Below are 20,489 nucleotides of genomic sequence, written 5' to 3' on the forward strand. Positions count from 1 at the left end.
GCTTGTAGAAGCACAGAGAAGAAAAATGCTTAACCCAAGCGTATTGCTGCCTAACCCTATCCTTATCTCGGCTGAATGCCAGATGCAATTAATGTCTCTACCGATTTGCTATCCAGAGGTTTAGAGAAAAAATATCCTTGTGCGTACTTGCATTTCATGGCTTTAAGTTGTGTCAGTTGCTCCACCGTTTCTACGCCCTCTGCGATGACATCTATATTTAGACTGTGTGCTAAGGCGATGATCGCTTGAATAATCTCCAAGTTTTCTCCATTAGCACCAATTTTGATAATAAAAGAACGATCAATCTTTAAGGCATTGCTTGGAAAGCGGTGCAGATAACTCAAGGATGAATAGCCAATGCCAAAATCATCTAAGTGTAATTGGATATTCATCTGTTGCAGTTGCAAGAGTATAAAAGTTGCTGATTGAATATTTTCCATAAGTACGCTTTCGGTAATCTCCAGCTTTAAATTGCCGGCTTCCAGACCAGTCTCTTGGATGATTTGGTTAATTTGCTCAATCAGCTCGGTTTGTGAAAACTGTTTAGTGGAAAGATTTACACTGATTGTCAAGGGTGGGTCAGTAGGAAATTGTACCTGCCAAGCACGCATCTGACGACAAGCCTCGCGGAGTACCCAATAACCAATAGGGATAATCAGCCCAGTTTCTTCCGCCAGGGGAATAAACTTATTTGGAGGAATTAATCCTTGCTGCGGGTGCTGCCAGCGAACGAGAGCCTCGAAGCCAATAATCTTGTCAGTTTCTAACAAAACAATTGGCTGGTAGTGAAGCTGAAACTCCTGGCGTTCAACTGCTCGTCGTAGATCCATCTCTAACTCTAATAGATTCGTAATTTGGGTATACATGGTTGAATCAAATATCTCATGGCGTGCCTTACCCAATGCCTTAGCGCGATACATTGCAATATCAGCATCGCGCAGGAGTTCCTCTGGTCGGTTGTAATTACCCTTGTTCAGGGCGATGCCAATGCTGACGGTAGTAAATACCTCGTGCCCGCTGAGTTTGAACGCAGATGTCAAAGCTTCGTGTATCCGCTCCACTACGCCTGTTACGTCATTGATGTTGTTGAGATCATCAAGCAAAATTGTAAACTCATCTCCCCCTAGACGGGCAACTGTGTCTCCAGAGCGCAAGCAATTCTCCAATCTGCGAGCAAGCGCAGTTAGTAGTTGATCACCAATCATATGACCGAGACTGTCGTTGACAACTTTGAAGCGATCTAGGTCTAGAAAGAGAACAGCGAATGTATAGTTCGCACGTCGTTTTGTCTGCATAAGCGCACGTTCTAGCCGTTCCATAAATAAGGCGCGGTTTGGTAGCCCAGTTAGCACATCGTGAAAGGCATCATGAATTAATTGCGCCTCTGCAAGTTTGAGAGCAGTAATGTTGCGAGCGATACTCAAGACAAAATATACTGAACCATCGCTAGCCAATTCAGGGACAAGGCGGGTATGGTAATGTTTTGTTTGCCAAGCGAGCGCTAAACTACATTCAAACTCTATCTCTTGCTTAGTTTGGAAAACTTGCTGGAGCTTATGAGCGCATATACAACAAAATTCTTGCGGCAGATTTAACTCTGCGTTTGTTTTGCCGATAAATGTTTCGGCTGATATTTTTGTAACCTTTTCAATAGCTGGATTAACGTAAACGTAGCGCAATTGAGTGTTAAATCTGGAAATGATATCAGGTGCATTTTCAACTAATGCTTTGAATTCTTGCTGGCGACGCGCTAGTGCCTCCAATATATGCTTCCGCTCGGTGATATCCTGAAAGACTAAAACTGCACCAGTGATGTTACCGTTGTCATCTTTAATTGGTGCAATACTATCATCAATTGGTATTTCTCTACCATTTCTAGCAATAAGTATTGTCTCTTCTGGGAGATTGACACTAACACCCAACTGAAGAACTTGTGTAATAGGACTTTTAATTATTGTACGAGTCTTTTCATGAGCAATATTGAATACTTCTGTTGCTTCTTTACCAAACGCATCTGGATAATTCCAACCCGTCAGTTCCTCCGCAATAGGATTCATAAAAGTTACTGTTCCTAATACATCGCTAGTAATCACACCATCGCCAATACTTTTAAGTACAGTAGTCAGCCATTGTTCATTTTGCTTTAATTTTTTTTCCGTCTGATGTTTGGAAAGGGTAATTTCAATAGTGAACTTTAATTCTTTTTCTTTAAAAGGCTTGAGAATATAGCCAAACGGCTCTGTTACCTTTGCTCGAGCTAATGTTGATTCATCTGCATTAGCAGTAAGATATATGACTGGAACATTAAAAATATTATGAATTATCTGAGCGGCCTCCACACCATCCATATTTCCTTTGAGGTGAATATCCATTAGAACCAAATCTAGAGAATTATCTGCTGCCTTCTTAATTGCTTCTTCTCCAGAATCGGCAAGCCCCAGAACAGTGTATCCAAATTTTCGTAGCCGATTTTGTATATCCATTGCCACGATGATTTCATCTTCAACAACTAATATATTTACTGGGTTCATGATTTTGTTTAACTTATAATTTTAGAAACTTTTAGTTGGGAATATAATTTTATACTTCACTCCGTTCTGGCTGATGAAATCGATATTGCCTTGGAGCTGATGTGTTAGACCTTTTACTAATCGCAAACCTAATGATTCTGTAGTTTGAAAGTCAAATTTTTTAGTAAAACCGACACCATTATCACTGATAATAAGTGTAAATAAATTTGCTTCTATGGAGCAAAATTCAATACAAATTTCTCCCGGTTTCCCTTGGGGAAAGGCATATTTCAGGGAATTAGAAATAAGTTCATTGATAATTAAGCCGCAAGGAATAGCTGCATCAATGACTAGAAAAACCTCTTCAACGTTCATTTTCAAGGTTATAGTGCTTGAACTAACGTTGTATGAAGAAAATAAATTATTTACTAAATCTTGGATATAGTTAGCAAAATTAATTCTTGCCAAGTCTTGAGATTGATATAGTTTTTCGTGGATCAGAGCCATTGATTCAATCCGGTTCTGGCTATCTTTGAATACCTCAAGGGCTTGATTGTCCTTGAGATAATCTGCTTGTAGGTTGAGCAGACTAGAAATAATCTGCAAATTATTTTTTACCCGGTGATGAATTTCTTTCAATAGCACCTCTTTTTCTTGAAGCGATGCTTTAATCTGCTCCTCTGCTCGTTTACGCTCCTGTCTCACCTGTGCCTCACGCAACTCGCGTGCAACAGCAGGGGTAAGTCGTGCTAGATTGCCTTTGATGATGTAGTCATGGGCACCAGCTTTCATGGCGGCTACTGCCGTATCTTCACCAATAGTGCCTGAGACGATAATGAATGGCAGGTCAAGCCCACTTTCCTTAACCTGCTTCAATGCAGCAGGGGCGCTAAAGGTGGGCATGGAATAATCGCAGATGACGATATCCCATGTTTGCCCTGCGATCGCAGCTTTCATGGCTGTGGGTGTATCAATCCGTTCAAAGGTTACTTGATAGTCACTACGTTGCAGTTCCCGCAGCACCAAGAAAGCGTCATCTTCTGAATCCTCAACAAGTAATACGCGCAGAGGTGTACCCATACCCATCTAAACTATAGCCTCGGCGGTGATTCGTTTAAAACAAACCAGTACAACCCTAGTTGTCGCACTGATTCACTAAATTGGGAAAAATCTACTGGTTTGCGAACATAGCTGTTGGCACCCAAGCTGTAACCATTGATTAAGTCTTGCTCCTCCTTGGACGAGGTGAGAATGACTACAGGAAGGATTCTTGTCCTGTCGTCGGTTCGCAGGTGTCGTAAAACTTCCAGACCATCCATTTTAGGCAACTTCAAATCCAAGAGGATGAGATTCGGCATAACGCTCATGTCGCGATCGGCGTATACACCTCTACCAAAGAGATAATCTAGGGCTTCCACCCCATCGCGTGCTACCACTACCTCATTCAAAATATTGTTTTTCTTGAGTGCGCGTAGGGTTAGCGCTTCATCGTCAGGATTGTCTTCTACTAATAAAATCATCTTGTATATTTTCCTATAGTTAAAGGGTGAAATAAAATGTTGCGCCTTGCTCAACTGCGCTTTCAGCCCAGACACGGCCACCATGACGGTGAACAATCCGCTGCACAGTAGCTAATCCGATACCAGTACCTTCAAACTCAGTCATGGCGTGCAGGCGCTGAAAAGCACCGAAGAGTTTATCGACATAGGACATATCAAAGCCTGTGCCATCATCACGGATAAAATACGTATTGGTGTCATTTTGCTGCAAAAGCCCAAATTCTATCCGTGCTTTTTGATGTTTTCCTGTAAACTTCCACGCATTACCCAATAGGTTTTCTAGGACAATCCGTAACAGATGAGCATCACCATTGGTAACCAATCCTGGCGCGATCGCAAACTCTACTTGGCGTTCTGGTTGGGTTTTGTGCAACTCTGTGGCGATCGCCTCCACCAGGGCGCTCAGATCAACCTTTTCGCAACGCATCTCACTGCGCGTCAGTCGTGACAGATTTAGTAAATCGTCGATGAGTTGTGCCATCCGCTGCGTGGCCGCACGCACCCGCAAGAGGTAGTTTTGACCTAGTGCGTCCAGCTTGTCAGCATAGTCTTCTAGTAGTGCTTGGCTAAAGCCGTCGATACTCCGCAAGGGCGCCCGCAGGTCATGAGATACAGAATAACTAAATGCTTCCATCTCTTTGTTAGTAGCTTCGAGTTGTGCTGTGCGTTCAATGACTCGCTGTTCAAGCTGGACGTTCAGGCGCAGGATCTCTGACTCCGCACTTTTGCGCTGATTAATTTCAGTTTGCAATTCTTTGTTAGTGTTTACAAGTTCGGTAGTCCGTTTCTTCACCTCTATTTCTAACTCATCGCGAGCCTTTTCCAGAGACTTCTCCATCCGCTCGCGTTTGACGAGTTCTTGATTGGTGATCATAGCTGCTAAACCGACGATCACAGAAGCTATAATGCTGCCAAAAATAGTCAGCAAAGTTGTTTGACGAGCGCTGGCGTTTGCCTGTGCTGACCGCTTTTTCAACAACTGATTCTCTTCATTCTCCATAGCTGTAGTGAGCATTCGGATGTCTTCCATGAGCTGCTGACCCTGATCTGTCTGAACTATTTGCAGTGCGGACTCTAAATTTTCGCTCCTCGCCTTAATTGTCTGTTCAATAAAAACCAGTTTTTTGGCAATCATCGGTTCAAGGCTATCAAGCCGCCGCTGTTGATTGGGGTTATCCGTAGTCAATTGGCGCAAAGCCTTAACATTCTGAGCAATCTTGCCAGTTGCACCGCGATAGGGTTCTAGATACCGTTCTTTGCCCGTGAGCAGATAGCCGCGTTGCCCAGTCTCTGCATCTTTGAGCAGTGACATTACTTCTTTAGTCTTTTCTAGCACCTCAAGTGTATGTGTGACCCATTCAGCGTTTTCTTTATACTGAAGCAAACTCAGATAAGAGACGACGCCAACACCAGTCATAATTGCCACTGCTATTACAAAACTGCCTGTATTCTTTTTGTAAATAGCCCATTCCATTTTTTACCTTCCTATTTAAAAAAAGTAGTCGCTGACTAAAGTGGCAAACCCGTCCCTGCGGCGACCACAGGAGAAGGATGACTAGCAGCCCCAGTCTAAGCGGCTATATTTTCGTTCCACCAAACAGCACCCATGAAAAAATTGGGGTTGCTGAATAAGAAGTATGAAAATGATTTTGTTTGATGTCAAAACCTATCTAGAGACGCGATATATCGCGTCTCTAGATCTGAATTCATACTGTAATTGAGCACCGCCAAGACTTTTTCACGGCACTACTCGTCATAGTCCTGGAAACTGATATCAAGTTTCTTAACTTCGAGAGCGAATTAGCTTTAATAAAGGATATCTGTATTAATTAATTATTGGGAGGGTATATTTTCTGAGTGATGCGAACGCCAATAATAAATTTAATCAAATTATTTAGTATATTTTTGCAGCCATCTTCAAGAGATTTTCGCTTGCATAAATTATGTTAATGTACTATAAAATATCAGTAATTGCACTTAAAAATTCTTGATTGTATTAGCTTGATATTAAATTGACTTACTAAATACGTAAACTAGATAGAGACATAAAGTAATGTATGGGAGCAGGATAATAACCCTTGACTATTGAACGCCAGTTGTTACCTTGCGGGTTTTCCCAAGAAGTACAATTTGAGCATTATCTGCCTACCGCAATAGCTCCTCTTGACTTTTGTACCTCAACTCAACCTTGTAAAGCTGGGGAATAGTTAGTAAATAATAGGGCATGGGGATAATTACCAATTACCTCATGCAACTAACTCAAGGCAAGGTAAAGTACCCATGCTCAAGCGCTTAATTGTGATTGTTACTACCGCTATACTCTTTAGCAACTCCTTGACGCTGGCAGAGAGTAAAAAGCCCAAACCACCGGATGAATTTCCTCCTAGTCCCCTAGAAATTACCACACCCGATCCACTGTTACCGCGTTTGCCCAAGGATAAACAGCCGTTAACTCTCGAAGAACAGCAAAAGTTAGAACCAGCGCTGGATGCCTTAAACCAAGAAGCAGCAGCGAAACTGCAAGCAGGGGATCAGGTGGCAGCGTTTGAAATTTGGAATCGGGAACTGCGCTTGCGACGCTTTTTAGGTTCATTACCAGAGGTGCAAGCATTATCACGAGTCGGGGCGATCGCCTGGAAGCAAAACGACAGCCAAGAAGTACAATATATTACGCAGCGATTGCAAGCAATTCAAAAGCAGGTACAATCTCAGAAAAAAACTGTCCAAATTGATCTAGAATTGTGGCGATCGCTAGGGCAAGCTTACCAAAATGTGCGATCGCCTAAACTAGCTCTGGAAGCTTACGACCAAGTTTTGTTAGTGGTGCGACAGCAAAAAGATACAACAGCCCTAGTAGAAATCCTCAAGACAATTGGAGAACTGCATTTGAGTTGGTTTGATTATCGCAAAGCCGCCCCAATCTACGAGGAATTGTTGGGTTTAGCTACTTCTGTTGGCGAACGTGTAAACGAGATAACATATCTGCAACAGCTGGCTGAGATTTACGAGCAGACAAAACAACCACAGCAGTCATTGAATGTACTTAATAAATTAGCAGAAATTTACGTCAATGAAAATAATCTTACTAAAATACTAGAATTAAAGCTAGCGATCGCTTCAGATTACGAATCTCTAGCAAAGAAAGATCCTAACTTACTGCTAGAAGCTTTTAAAAATTATCAAGAAGCTTATACTACTGCTTGGCAATTACAGGAGTACGTTCGTGCTGGTGAAGCTTTGCAGAAATTAATTGCGCTGTATCGTTCTCAAGGACAAACAGACGAGGCTTTGCAGGCTAGCCAAATTCTTGTGCAGATAGAGGCGCAAGCCGCCAACTTTTACGGGTTGATGCAAGCTTATGACCAAATTGGGCAATTGTATCTAGAACGCAAAGAATTTCCTCAAGCACTAACAGCTTTTCAAAAAGGGTTAGAACTAGCGCAACAACTCAAACATCAGGAAGCATACTTTACTGAGCAAATTGAAAAAATCTCGAAAGCAAATTTGTAGCCAATATTTAAAGGTTGGAAAGTCTCAATTCATACTACTACAGCATGGCGTAAATAAGCGACCATTGAAAAGCCCTAAAGAGCTTATTCCATAATACTTTTGACTTTTACTTCTCTACGAGAGGCTGCGCCCTAAGCGTAGCTATGCCGCAGGCTTTATAACTTCTCTTCAGGACGCTACGCGAACGCTCAGAGTCAACGGTGAAAGTCCCGTTAGAAAACAACACCAAAATGTCTCTATTCGAGAATGTAATTGAACCCTCGTAAATTGGCGAACGCGAACAGCGTGTCCTTTAGGACAAGGTATTGCTATACTTCTTAAATTTAGGGAAATTGCAATGATTAGTGGAATTTTTGAAAACTGTATTGGCTTAAAGGATATTGAAGCTACTTTAAAATATTGGACTGAGTTCGGTTATCGAGAGGTCAATAGAGGACAACTCTCAGCAGAACAGGCGGGATTACTCTACGGTTATGCATCAGATTTGACATCGTTACGACTGCAAAATGGTAACTCATCAGATCATGGATTAGTACGGTTGCTATCGTGGAAACAACCTCGTAATCAAGGTCTAGGTCATACCTTGCCAGTAGTGAATGGTAGCCGCTGGTTTGCTTCTTTGGTTCAAGATATTTATGCGCTGGCCGATGCTTTTAACGATGATAAAGCTAACGGTGGAGACTGGATTTATTCAGAACCAGTTCGCGCGATCGAGTTTACAGGCAATTTAGGAGTGAGTTTATATAACCGCTTTGTCGGGGTGCGCGAAATGTTTGTGATTAGTTCACAGACACGACAGGCGTTTTTTCAGCGATATAACTATAATAGACCCGGTTACGGCACGATTGATCCTAGTTCCCCATTGTTGGTAAGCGAAGGAACTCATTCCAGTTTGATCATCTCGGATCACAGCCTCAGTTCTTTCTACGCAGAGGTTTTTGGACTTGTACCCTTTGAGAGCAACCCCAAGCGATCGGGTTATGAAAAACTTTCTACTCGCCAGACATTGATGCTTGATGAAGGGCAGGAGTTTTATCTTTCAGGTTTTGCTTCACCCAAGACATCTGTGGGTTTATTTCAAGTCTACAGCCCACTTTACCCCACACCAGATAAACGGGAATACTCTCAACCCGGTTCTTTGGGACTGAGTCTTTTCACTTATCAAGTTGACGATATTACCGCTTTTCATCAGCGCATTACCGCCAGCGCTGCTACTAAAGTTAGCCCAATTTTGCCTAATGAATTTGGCGAACCCTCTTTCGGGTTAGTTGCACCAGATGGGATGTACTGGATAATTGTTGGACAAACTCAATAATCTAGAACTTCAGCTGACCTTTGTTGGAGAAATCTGCGTTTAAATTCTAGCACTTATAAAGTAACTATATGCAGACGAGCATTTTATACCTGACTCCAAAAAAATATGCCCTGCTGTAACTGCTGGTTTCTAGCGATCGCCGGGTACTGAGTCGAGGTGGAATTATTAAGCGAATTTGGTCATTGCAAAACCCACCCAGTGAACAAACTGTTAAATCTCATATCAAAAGTTTACGTAATCAACTTTGATAAGTTGGCGCTCCTGATGATTTTATTGACACAGTTCACGGACTAGGTTATCGTCTGAAGCAGCTTTAGTTTCAGCTTGTGATTGTCTACCCGATTTCTACCTGATATTTCCACAACTATTTTTTAAGCTGATATTCTGAATAACTCATCGGAACACCACATAGCAAAATCTCCCCGAACCAAATACGTAATTCGGTTCGAGGGTTTTTGATTTCAACTGATAAAAATCCTCTTCCATGTTACTAACAATAAAGTTGCAGGTATTCTATGAGACATCACACTGTTGATGTCAACTCAAATTTATCTCAATCCAACTTGACTGAAAACTCAGCTGATAACGTTGAGTGAAAAGAATTATATTTATTATTACTAATAGCTGCCGTCATGGGATTTTCTGTAGATTATTGGTTTAACTATCACTAATTGCCCTAGCAATCCTCTGAGACTCCAACTACGGTGTCAACATTAGCACCAGCAAAATCTCTGGAATTGAAGCGATCGCCCACTAGTAACTTATTCTTATGATTATTAAAGTGGTTGAATTCAATGAGTAGCCAATTGGTTGTCAAGTTTAAAATCAACATGACACGCATGGGGCAGATTTTGTGGAAGCGCATCTCCCATAAGCTTTTGCCCACTAAACGCCTTGCAATGGTGCAAGCTTGTCTGATTGGTTTAGTCTCTGGATTGGCTGCTGTCTTGTTAGGGCAAGGCGTGGGATTGTTAGGTGGGTGGCGACAGCAAATATCCCATCAGTTTCCTGCTTTGTTGGCACTGCCGATAATTGGATTAGTGGGCGGATTTCTCGCAGGCTGGTTGGTGGAGCGCATCGCCCCGGAAGCTGCTGGTAGTGGGATGTCGGAAGTAAAAGCGGTGCTGGCAAAGGTGCCCATGCCCCTGAACTTGAGAATAGCTTTGGTAAAATTGCTCGGTGCAACGCTGGTGCTAGCATCTGGGATACCCTTGGGGCGGGAAGGGCCTACAGTGCAAATTGGTGCAGCCTTAGCTAATCAGTTTAGTCGCTGGTTTCCCACCTCCCCTGAACACCGTCGCCAACTGATTGCAGCTGGAGCCGGGGCGGGACTGGCGGCGGCCTTTAATGCCCCGATTGCTGGGGTATTATTTGTTGTCGAAGAACTTTTGCAAGATGTCTCTGACATCACCTTGGGAACGGCAATCCTCGCTTCATTTATTGGTTCTGTTGTTGCCCGTATTTGTGACACCCATAGTTTAGATTTAAATCTGGATCTAGCGGCTGTCAATACCAGCTTTTATGTGTCGGAAATTCCCTTTTACCTGCTGTTGGGAATTTTGGCAGGAGTCGGGGGCGTACTGTTCAATCGCGGAGTTCTCGCCAGTTTAGGTTTAAGTCGTCGCTTTCTCAAAATCAGCTTACCTTGGCGGATGGGACTGGCTGGATTAGTGACGGGATTGGTATTTGCTAGCCTTCCCTCATTATTTCGGGACAACGCTGGATTACGGGAACTGTTGCTGACAGGTGAAGCAAACTGGCAATTAGTGGCGCTAGTTTTCTTTCTTCAGTTCCTACTTATCCTGTTTACCTACGCTTCTGGTGCGCCTGCTGGATTGCTGGTTCCCACACTAGGACTGGGAGCAGCTTTGGGTTATTTGGTAGGAACCTTAGAACACCACTTTCTCGGTGTGAGTTTGGCGACAACCTATGCACGAGTAGGGATGGGGGCATTTTTCTGTGGTGTGGCGCGAGTCCCAATTACGGCAGTGATCATCGTGTTTGAGATGACAACTGACTTTAATTTAGTGTTACCGTTGATGATTGTTTCGGTAACTGCTTATTTGGTGGCAGAAGCCCTAGAAACGGGGTCACTATACGACCATCTATTAGAATTCAAAGGCATTCATTTGCCAAAAGAAACTAATCCCCAAGCACCTTGGACGCAACTAACCGCAGCCAATGTCATGCAACCAAGTGTGGAAACTCTGGGGAGTCGGATGAGCTGGGATGAGGCATTGCAGGCATTTTCTCAATCCTCCCACCGCCACTTTCCAGTATTGGAAAAGGGTAAATTGGTGGGAATCTTAACCCAACAAGATATCACAAATCTCTCCCGAGCAGGCTTAAGTGAGCATTCCACTGTCGCCCAAGTGATGACTCCAGAACCAGTAACTACCTCTCCTGGTGATACCCTTGCCTATGTGCTGCACTTGCTCAACCGTTACAAGATTAACTGTTTACCAGTTGTGCAAGGAAACCGCTTGGTAGGTATCATTACCCGTAGTGATATTATTCGGGTGGAAGCTGCCTATTTCAATGGTTCCGAAGATTTCATAGGTTCTAAACCCGAACCATCCCGCGTGATTTATCGTACCAGTGCGCCAGAAACTGGACAGGGAAGGTTACTGGTGCCATTGAGTAACCCAAAAACAGCAGGTATGCTGTTGGAGATGGCTATAGCAATTGCCCGCGATCGCCATTATGAAATAGAATGTCTGCATATTATTGTTGTCCCCCGGCACAAGATTCTTGCAGAAACCCAAGTGAATATCAAAGCAGCTATGGGCCCACTGCGACAAGGAATACGTTTGGGACGGACATGGCATATCCCAGTACATACCCAAATTCGAGTTGCTCACGACTTGTCAGAAGCAATTTTGCAAACTATCCAAGACCGTCATATTAATTTCATGCTGATGGGTTGGAAAGGTAGTACAGCCACACCAGGAAGGGTCTTCAGTCGGGTAGTAGATACGGTTATCCGGCAAGCAGCCTGTGATGTGGTGTTAGTCAAGCTGAATAAGCAAACCCAGTTGGAACGCTGGTTAGTGCCGATAGCGGGTGGCCCCAATGCTCAACAGGCAATTCAATTGCTCCCAGCACTGACTTCACTGAGTAAAACTCCAGTAGTCAACTTATGTCAAGTGTTTGAACCAAATAAAGCCGAAGCGGATACAAAAACTCTCAAAAAAGCTGCTGATTTTCTCAAACAACGGCTCAATGGTTTAGTAACAATTGCTCCAGTCTATGCAAATTCTGTGTCAGAAGCCGTCTTGGATTGTGCTAGACGCAACCACAGTGATGTGATTATTTTGGGAGCTTCTCGTGAGGGAATGTTGCAACAAGTAATGCATGGTAATATCCCAGCAACTATCTGCCGCAATAACAACCAAACTGTGATTTTGGTACGTGCAGCATCTGCTATTGGAGAAGTTAATTAATCTGCTTTTATTAAGAATGTTGGCTGAAAACCTTTTCGGGACATTATATAGAGCACAGGAGTAAGTTTCTCTAAAATACTGACATTCAAGTAATTTTTGATAAGAGTATTCCAAGAAATAAATGATCCAAAACCTGTCATTGCGTAGGCAAAGCCTTCCCGTAGGGTACGCAACGAAGTGTAGCGTACCACTTCGTGGAAGCAAGCTAGCAAGAGCGACGACCACAGGAGAAGAGAAGCAATCCCAAGATATTGCGATTGCTTCATTCCGCTTTGCTCCCGCAATGACAATTGGGCACTTTTTTACTTGGAGTACTCTAATGTGTTTGTTGCGGATAGCCAGTGCTTTAAACTCCTGCATCTGCTCATCACAAGAGCGCAACTGTATCCCAGAATAACTTCTCATAGGCTTGCAGCAACCGCGCTGCACGCTTGATTAAGAGCGGTTCTGCACCATGCTTTAAGCCTGTTTCAATTACAGTTAAAGAATCACATTCAAAGTTCGGTACAGGACTGGCAAAGAAATCGAAAAATGCCGTATCTTTAGGAGTGAGATGATATTGTTTTTGGAGTGCAGCACTCATCCTTGCAGTATTTTCACCGAATATAGAGAAGTTGAATAAAAAGGCGGCTGCGACTTCAGCCTCCGAACCGTATAGAGCAAGGGAGACTACATAGGCGGGATATGCTTGCGCCCCCGGTAATGGTTCGTACTTTTTCAGGTCATCTTCTTTGAGGTTGAAGGCTTTGGCAAAATCTAATAACAAATTGAGGGATTGAACCTCGCCAGAGAGAATATCTCGAAAGAATTTCCCGTTACGAGTCCCACCAAAGCGCTGCACCAAAAGGCTATCGCTGCGAATATCGCTCTTAACTATGTTGTATTCCTCTCCCGCAAAAGCTTTGAGGTTTTCTTGGGACACTTGTCCTTTTTCTAGAGCCGTTAGATAGGGATGGTTGCGGATCTGATTCTCTACCCCAGCCAACTCAAGGCGCAGTTCATCGACTATCTGCCTAGCTTGATTGGCAATCACATTATTGGTAGATTTGTTACATATTACTCCCTTGACAGCTTCTCCTTTGTTGGCAAAGGAGAGTGTGACTATAAAAGCGATCGCCACTACCAGAGCGATTGTAACTAGTTTGAGGACATAAGTGCTATATCGTAAATGTACATTTAACTTCATAAAAATTCCTCAGTTTTTCCCGCCTCCGTCGAGGACTCCAGGATTTTGCGTAGGCGTAGCCCGCCTAAGAGAGGCTTTGCTTCTAGGATAAAAATATTTCCGCATCTATACTATCAGTGATTGACACCGAATTTGACACGATATTTTGAGTGCTGGCTCTCTACTGATAGTTCATCCCGATTGAGCTACTGTCCCAAAATTAAGTCATGACAAACTTTTGGGTTAACAAACAGATAAACCTACTCCCAGTTCATTTGGAACAAGTTAAAGATGAGTGAATTTTGTCAATACATCTTTGAGTGGAAATAAATCTGCATAAGAATGATAATCAATAAGTCTAGCAGGATGATTTGCTAAAAGAAAAAATCATGGCAGACTCTGATATTTGGGATTCAACAGCTATAGAGAAGCGTCAAGAGATGTTAACGAATTTAGCCAGAGGAGTTTGGGGTCTGGATACTTAACTTAATATTCTGTAACTCAAGCTTCGTGGTGGTCTGCTTTGGATGTACTATTGATTATACTCTTATCGCTTACATCTCTGGCAGGATTAATTTTTATTGCCACCACCTCCAAGTACCACATCTTCATATATAGCTGCGTAGGCGTAGCCCGCCGCAGGCATCGCACAATGAAAATCAACGCTAGCTAAATGTACTTCTTGTTCTTTTTCATAAGGGTAAAGTACCCAATGTCCTTCCTGATTGCGGCGGAAGCATTCCACACTCATTCTGTCTGATGAAATTAGCACATATTCTTGCAGTGATTCTAAGTGTCGGTAATTAGCAAATTTCTTTCCTCTGTCATAGCCTTCGCTTGACTCAGAAAGCACTTCGATAATTAAGCAAGGATAGGACTTAAAATACTCAGATTCTCTATCTCGTGGATCACAAGTCACCATTGCATCAGGATAGAAATAGCGATTTATGACATCAATTTGTGCTTTCATATCTAACATATAGACACGGCAACCACTACCCCGGAGATGGTTTTGCAGCAAGACAAACAAGTTTCATACGACAGTGACATGAGCATCACTTGCCCCTGCTATTGCCTAGACTTGCCCATCAATATACTCGTGTTTTATTTCACTTACTTTCTCACCTTCTAGATATTCTTCAGGGGAGATATAGTACTCACTTTGGCTAATGACCATTTTAGTACCTTAGTAGTTTTATCAAACATTGTAACCGATACAACAAATTTAATGAGCGACAGCGCTACCAGTTGCCTTCACCTTTTTGAGGAATAAAATAGCAAGTCCACTAAGTAACAATGCAATGCCAATAAAGTAGAAACAATCGTTAAAAGCCATCACAAACGCTTCCCGGCGGACGATGTTGGATATAGATGCGATCGCTTCATTTTGTGCTGTACTCAAATCTGCTCCGCGACTAATAAAGTACTGTGTCATTTGGTCAATTCGCTGTTGAGTTTCTGGGTTATATAAAGATACTCCATCACCCAATCTATTTGAGTGAAATTGCTCTCTACTTGTTAATAAAGTTGCTAAAGAAGCAATTCCGATAGAACCACCCAGATTCCGCATCATATTAAATAAACCACTTGCCGAACCTGCTTCTTTCGGACTCAAACCAGCAGTTGCGATAGAACTCAGCGGTACCATAATTAAGGGTTGTCCCATTGCCCGGATAAATTGCGACCAGCGTAACTGATCTAATCCTGTTTCATTAGTCATTCCGGAGTTCATAAATGCACTGATGGAAAACAAAGTCACACCAACAGCCACCATTAATCGCACATCAATGCGTTTCATCAATCTGGGTATGAGGGGAATAATAAATAGTTGGGGAATACCAGCCCAAATTAATACTTCACCAATTTGCAGCGCATTGTATTTTTGAATTTGGGCAAGATACAGCGGTAAAATATAAATTGATCCATACAATCCTACTCCCAGTGACACATTGACAATACTGGCTAAACCAAAGTTCCGCCTAAGCACAAGCCGTAAATTAATAAATGGTTGCTTCCGAGTTAATTCAATATAGAAAAAGACTGCCAAAAAAATTACTGCTATTACAGTTAAGCGCACAATCAACGCGGAACCAAACCAATCTTTACGGCTACCTTCTTCTAAAACAACTTGTAGGGAACCTAACCCAATAGCCATTGCAATAATTCCCCACCAGTCACCTTGTTTCAGTAAATTAATTTGGGGTTCTTCTTGCTTAATTCCATACCAAACGCCAGCCAGCATTAATGCTCCTGGAATTACATTTATATAAAAGTTGTATTCCCAACCAAAATTTTCTGTTAACCAACCTCCTAATGTCGGGCCAATTGAGGGTGCAAAAACTGCACTAAATCCAAATGCAGCTAGCCCAATTGATTGCTTAGATTGAGGTAAAGTCGTTAAAACAACTGTCATAGCGGTGGGAATTAATACTCCTCCACTAAAACCTTGTAAGGCGCGAAAGAAAATCATGGAATTAAGATCCCATGCCCAACCACAGCAAATAGAAAAGAAGATAAATAGTGTAGTATTGACTAATAAATAACGTTGCAAAGAAAATACTCGTGATAACCATCCTGTTAAAGGAATTACCACAATTTCGGCTACGAGATACGCCGTAGAAATCCAAGAACCTTCTTCGAGAGTTGCTGCTAAACTTGCTTGAATATCTTGCAGCGAAGCATTAGTTATTTGAATATCCAATACCGCCATAAATGCACCAAGCATACTGGCTAATACACCAATCCAGGTTTTTAGCGGTACACGTTCTGGTGGTACAGCAGGATTTTGCCCTTGCTGACGAATTACACCTGTATTAGCCATAGTGTTGTTCCAGTTCCAAGGTGAAGTAACAAAATTATTATTAAATTTTATACTATTTATTGGCGATTTTTTATCTTAAACTTTATTACTTATTAAGATGCCCTTTTGCTCATAAATTGGACGCATTATTTGCCTTAAAGCAGGCAACTGTCTACTAAAAATAATTGACCCTAGAATACAAACTATCCCATCAATAATTAAAGTGTTGGGAGCACCAATATGACTTGCTAATACACCTCCTAATAAATTACCCACGGGAATCATTCCCAAAAATGACATTCTGTATAAGCTCATCAATCGCCCGCGTTTGTCGTCCTCAACAATTGTTTGTAAAAATGTGTTGCTAGCAGCAATTTGGAGAATTGTTCCTAAGCCAACGAATAACATTGTAAATAAAGAAAGTGGTAAAAATCGTGACAAAGAAAAGGCAATTAGATCAATTCCTAAAATTGCCGGAGCTAAAGCAATCAATTTCCCAATTCCCAAGATTGTTTGGCGGGTAGCTAGATAAATACCACCAGTTAAGGCTCCAACTCCAGATGCCGCCATCAAAAAACCCAAACTTTCTGCACCCCCTTTGAGAACTTGTTCGGCAATAACTGGGACGAGAATAGTGTTTTGCAGTCCCATAAGACTAACTAAAGCTGATAGCAATAAGATGGAACGAATAGGTGGAAAGCTAAAGGCATATACAAATCCCTCTTTGACTTTTTGCAAGGGATTACCGTTAATTACCGAATTTTTCCAAGGTTTAACTTTCATTGCCAATAAAGCGGCGATTACAGCAATGTAGCTCAAACCATCTATTAAAAAACAATAGCCAGTTCCAACGCGAGCAATTAATAAACCCCCGATCGCAGGGCCAATTAATCGCGCACCGTTGATCATCGTGGAGTTGATGGCGATCGCATTGGCTAAATCTTCTCTGCGTTCAACCAATTCTGGTACAAATGCTTGGCGTGCTGGCGCATCTAAGGCGTTAATAAATCCTTGAAACAAACTCAAGGCGATGATATGCCATACCTGAATCACATCAGTCAGCGCCAGTACTGCTAAGGTTAACGATTGAATCATCGCTAAGACTTGCGTACTAATTAAGGTACGATACCGAGAAAAGCGGTCTACAAATACTCCACCAAAGGGAGCTAAAAAAAAGCTAGGAATTTGACTCGAAAATCCCACAACTCCTAGCATTAATGGGGAGTTTGTTAAGTTATAAACTAGCCAAATCGTCGCCAGTTGTGTCATCCACGTCCCAATTAGGGAAATACCTTGTCCGGCAAAAAACAGCTGGTAGTTTTTTGACCTTAATGCAGGTAGTAGCGATTTTTTCATCTAAGGTTTGTTTTATACCAATCTGCTCTCACAAATATTATCTCGCCTCACCTGTCTCTATAGGCCTGTCTTTAGATGTAGGAGAATGTCATAGCAAGAAAGAGGTTTTTCATCTGTTTACAGGCAATTTGGTATTATATCGTTTCTCGTTTGATTACTTATTAAACCCAGAGAACCCCAAAGAGCCAAAGTTATGCTTTGTCTCCCCTCCCGAAGAGCTCTTAGGGGTTGGGGTTGGGGTTCTTTTATTATGGGTAATTTAGTGGACATGATATTACTTGACTTCCACCGCAATTTCCGCAGACATTCCCGGAGTAATCCGCGATTCGTATCCTTGAATGCTCTTTTGGTCAAAAACTATTTTGACGGGGATGCGTTGGACAACTTTAGTAAAGTTACCTGTAGCATTATCCGGTGGCAATAAGGCAAACTGAGCACCGGAAGCTGGCGAAATACTGTCAACACGACCAATAAAGGTGTGATGAGGGAAAGTATCCAGCTTGATTTCTACTGGCTCTCCTGGGCGCATCTTTTCTAATTGAGTTTCTTTGAAGTTCGCAACTACCCAATAGTTGTTATCCACGATCGCCATTAATGGTGTTCCGGTTGCAACTCGGTTGCCAATTTCCACGTTTTTCTTCCCGACTCGTCCAGCACTGGGAGCAGTAACATTGGTATACGATAGTTGTAATTGTGCGTCTTTGAGCGATGCTTCTGATTGGGCGATCGCAGCTTTTGCCGCTTCGTATTGACTACGTTTTACTGTTGTATCTTGTCCACCGGCAGTAGCTTGTTGCAATCCTCCTTTGGATGCTGCCAATTTAGCTTGGGCGTTGGTGACATTTTCTTGCGCCTGTGCTAGCTGAGACTGGGCTTTGGCGACGCCAACTTTGGCAGAGGCTAACTTGGCTTGAGCTTGTTCTACTCCCTGAATCGCGGCATTTTTTTGTGCCGTAGCCACATCATAAGCTGCCTTGGCTGTGTCTAGCTGCTGACGAGCGATCGCCCCTGTTTTGTACAACTGGTTGTAACGATTGTAATCTGCTTGGGCATTTTCCAAATTCGCATTTGCTTGCGCTACCTGCGCTTGCGCGGCGGGAATCCCCGCTTGAGCTAGTCTGACTTCAGCTTGCGCCGCTGGTATCCCGGCTTGGGCTTCTTGTACTGCTGCTTGGGCTGTAGAAATTGCTGCTACCGCACCGCTGACATCGCCCTGCGCTTGACTTGTCTTACCAGTGGTAGTTTGTGAAGTTAAGGCAATATTTGCTTGGGCGGCTTGCGCTTGACCACGCGCATTTTCTAGGGCTGCTTGTGCCTGTTGTACATTACTTTCATAGTCCCGTGGATCTAACTTGACTAACAATTGTCCCGGTTGCACCAGTTGGTTATCATTCACAAGCACCTGACTTATTGTTCCGGGAATGCGGCTACTAACTTGGTGAATGTTTCCCTCAACTGTGGCGTTGTCTGTTTGCTGGTGGGTGGAGGCGTATTGCCAGTAGTGAAGACCAAAAGTACCTGCGGCGATCGCACCCACGCCTAATCCTGCCAAAATTAAACCAGTCGGTTTTTTCCGCTTCGGTTTGGCTGGAACTTCTTTGTCTGTCTCAGGAGTTACAACAGGCGCTTCTGTTGTTGCGGATGTTTCTGTAGTCACAGCTTCTAAAGTCTCTGAATTAGTAATCAATTGTTTTTCTAAAACTGGGGTTTTGTGTCCGTTGCGTCCGTTCAAAGTATTAGTACCCATGATTGTTACATCCCTTGCCCGTTCAATAATTTGATTGATAGTCGTTTATTTAGAATGCGTAGTATTTACTTAAAAGATCTTTTTCCTTAGTATGCGTATTATTATCTCAAAATAAATCTTTACAGCACCTCCCCCAGTCGGGTGATTATGGGATCATCTTTAGGAGAGGTTAGTGATCGCCCGATTCAAGATTTGGGAAAACAGTTCTCGGTCAGCGAAGGAAATACCGTCCATTGCTTCATCACGCACTGTTGCCGCAATAGGCGGTAAGACCGCTTCTAGTTCCTTACCTGCATCCGTTAGCCAGATTCGCCAGATGCGGCGATCGTGGGTGTCGCGTTCTCGACGCACCAAGCCGCGTTCTTCCATCCGATCTAATACGCCTGTTAAAGTCCCTCCCACTTGTTTGAGTTTGTCCCCAATACTAGAAGTAGGTAAACCATCTTCTTGCCACAAACAGCACAACACCAACCAGTGAAATGGCGTAAGTCCAAACGGTTCTAGTCTCTCAGTAAACTTGCGACTGAGCAGTTGTGAGACTAATTTGATTCTGTAGCCCAAATTGTATGGTGCCAGATTTTGTTGCCACGATTCTAAAGCTGGGAAGTGATTAGATGTAGAAACCATTTAACAAAATACTTAGTATACGTAATATTGTTACTAAATTAATCTTATTTAGTAACAGTTCCTTTGCATCTGTCTTAGGGAAGAACTTGAATCAACTGGTACTCTTTAAATATACTGATAATGCGGTGAGGTCTAGATAATTTAGAGGACTGGTCACGTCGCTTCTCTACGAATTCAAAATTCCAAATTTAAAATTCAAACATTTTTAATCCCCATAAATAAATTTAGGCGATCCACTGAGCGGCTTACCCACTTCAGTGCCGTAAAGCTTACGTGGGCTTGTATCATGAGTCTTTGTCGGTCAGCATATATCCAAGCATAGCCCAAAGCTGGTATTTGGGAAATAAAGACTACTGATTGGGGGCGAATAGAAAGATAGAAATTAAACAGTACTTTGGTTTTAGCGTCTATTTGCATAATAAAGTAGATAGGATGAGTTTGAAGATTGTACAATCAG

At 42.6% G+C, this 20,489-nt stretch carries 16 protein-coding genes and 1 pseudogene; 5 read left to right on the forward strand and 12 right to left on the reverse strand.

Going from position 1 to position 20,489, the window contains the following annotated elements; translation table 11 throughout:
* Window positions 1-62 precede the first annotated feature (62 nt).
* Genes V7L29_RS05340 through V7L29_RS05355 form a run of 4 tightly spaced genes read right to left on the reverse strand, consistent with a single transcriptional unit; the run spans window position 63 to window position 5,543 of the window.
* A complete protein-coding gene (locus tag V7L29_RS05340) occupies window positions 63-2,531 on the reverse strand; it encodes a GGDEF domain-containing response regulator (RefSeq protein ID WP_334734770.1) in 2,469 nt (822 codons plus the stop codon).
* A gap of 21 nt (window positions 2,532-2,552) precedes the next feature.
* Window positions 2,553-3,596: a sensor histidine kinase gene (locus V7L29_RS05345; protein ID WP_334734771.1), complete on the reverse strand. Its 1,044-nt coding sequence runs from the start codon at window positions 3,594-3,596 to the stop codon at window positions 2,553-2,555.
* Window positions 3,597-3,601: 5 nt separating this feature from the next.
* Entirely contained in the window at window positions 3,602-4,030 is a 429-nt protein-coding gene (locus V7L29_RS05350) for a response regulator (RefSeq protein ID WP_334734772.1), read from the reverse strand.
* A 19-nt stretch (window positions 4,031-4,049) separates the two neighbouring features.
* Window positions 4,050-5,543: a sensor histidine kinase gene (locus V7L29_RS05355; protein ID WP_334734773.1), complete on the reverse strand. Its 1,494-nt coding sequence runs from the start codon at window positions 5,541-5,543 to the stop codon at window positions 4,050-4,052.
* A 604-nt stretch (window positions 5,544-6,147) separates the two neighbouring features.
* On the opposite strand from V7L29_RS05355, the gene V7L29_RS05360 reads away from it, so the two are divergent.
* The 5 genes from V7L29_RS05360 to V7L29_RS05380 all read left to right on the forward strand — a co-directional run bounded on the left by V7L29_RS05360 (window position 6,148) and on the right by V7L29_RS05380 (window position 12,337).
* Window positions 6,148-6,276 (forward strand): hypothetical protein, encoded by a 129-nt coding sequence (locus V7L29_RS05360; RefSeq protein ID WP_334734774.1) that lies wholly within the window; start codon window positions 6,148-6,150, stop codon window positions 6,274-6,276.
* A 73-nt stretch (window positions 6,277-6,349) separates the two neighbouring features.
* A complete protein-coding gene (locus V7L29_RS05365; RefSeq protein WP_334734775.1) occupies window positions 6,350-7,579 on the forward strand; it encodes a tetratricopeptide repeat protein in 1,230 nt (409 codons plus the stop codon).
* 337 nt (window positions 7,580-7,916) lie between these two features.
* Window positions 7,917-8,894 carry a hypothetical protein gene (locus tag V7L29_RS05370; RefSeq protein WP_334734776.1) on the forward strand — a complete coding sequence of 326 codons (978 nt, stop codon included), beginning with the start codon at window positions 7,917-7,919 and terminating at the stop codon, window positions 8,892-8,894.
* A 173-nt stretch (window positions 8,895-9,067) separates the two neighbouring features.
* The gene (locus V7L29_RS05375) at window positions 9,068-9,142 is read left to right on the forward strand and encodes a hypothetical protein (RefSeq protein WP_334734790.1); all 75 of its coding nucleotides are present in this window, start codon (window positions 9,068-9,070) and stop codon (window positions 9,140-9,142) included.
* A 582-nt stretch (window positions 9,143-9,724) separates the two neighbouring features.
* Window positions 9,725-12,337, forward strand: coding sequence for a chloride channel protein (locus tag V7L29_RS05380; RefSeq protein ID WP_334734791.1), 2,613 nt, complete (start codon window positions 9,725-9,727; stop codon window positions 12,335-12,337).
* Here V7L29_RS05380 and V7L29_RS05385 read toward each other — a convergent pair.
* The 8 genes and pseudogenes from V7L29_RS05385 to V7L29_RS05420 all read right to left on the reverse strand — a co-directional run bounded on the left by V7L29_RS05385 (window position 12,334) and on the right by V7L29_RS05420 (window position 20,449).
* Window positions 12,334-12,603, reverse strand: a complete 270-nt coding sequence (locus tag V7L29_RS05385) for a hypothetical protein (protein ID WP_334734777.1) — start codon at window positions 12,601-12,603, stop codon at window positions 12,334-12,336. The two genes, V7L29_RS05380 and V7L29_RS05385, sit on opposite strands and share 4 nt — an antisense overlap.
* 101 nt (window positions 12,604-12,704) lie before the next feature.
* Window positions 12,705-13,523 carry a hypothetical protein gene (locus V7L29_RS05390; protein ID WP_334734778.1) on the reverse strand — a complete coding sequence of 273 codons (819 nt, stop codon included), beginning with the start codon at window positions 13,521-13,523 and terminating at the stop codon, window positions 12,705-12,707.
* A 550-nt stretch (window positions 13,524-14,073) separates the two neighbouring features.
* Window positions 14,074-14,679: pseudogene (locus tag V7L29_RS05395) on the reverse strand (Uma2 family endonuclease).
* Between the two features lie 48 nt (window positions 14,680-14,727).
* A complete protein-coding gene (locus tag V7L29_RS05400; protein WP_334734779.1) occupies window positions 14,728-16,323 on the reverse strand; it encodes a DHA2 family efflux MFS transporter permease subunit in 1,596 nt (531 codons plus the stop codon).
* Between the two features lie 75 nt (window positions 16,324-16,398).
* Window positions 16,399-17,658, reverse strand: coding sequence for an MFS transporter (locus tag V7L29_RS05405; RefSeq protein WP_334734780.1), 1,260 nt, complete (start codon window positions 17,656-17,658; stop codon window positions 16,399-16,401).
* 274 nt (window positions 17,659-17,932) lie between these two features.
* On the reverse strand, window positions 17,933-19,405 hold the full coding sequence (locus V7L29_RS05410; RefSeq protein ID WP_334688549.1) for an HlyD family secretion protein: 1,473 nt from the start codon (window positions 19,403-19,405) through the stop codon (window positions 17,933-17,935).
* Window positions 19,406-19,564: 159 nt separating this feature from the next.
* Window positions 19,565-20,032, reverse strand: coding sequence for a MarR family winged helix-turn-helix transcriptional regulator (locus tag V7L29_RS05415; RefSeq protein WP_334688548.1), 468 nt, complete (start codon window positions 20,030-20,032; stop codon window positions 19,565-19,567).
* A gap of 195 nt (window positions 20,033-20,227) precedes the next feature.
* Window positions 20,228-20,449: a hypothetical protein gene (locus V7L29_RS05420; RefSeq protein ID WP_334734781.1), complete on the reverse strand. Its 222-nt coding sequence runs from the start codon at window positions 20,447-20,449 to the stop codon at window positions 20,228-20,230.
* Window positions 20,450-20,489 lie beyond the last annotated feature (40 nt).

Origin of the sequence: Nostoc sp., assembly GCF_036916575.1 — a bacterium.
GTDB lineage: Bacteria > Cyanobacteriota > Cyanobacteriia > Cyanobacteriales > Nostocaceae > Nostoc.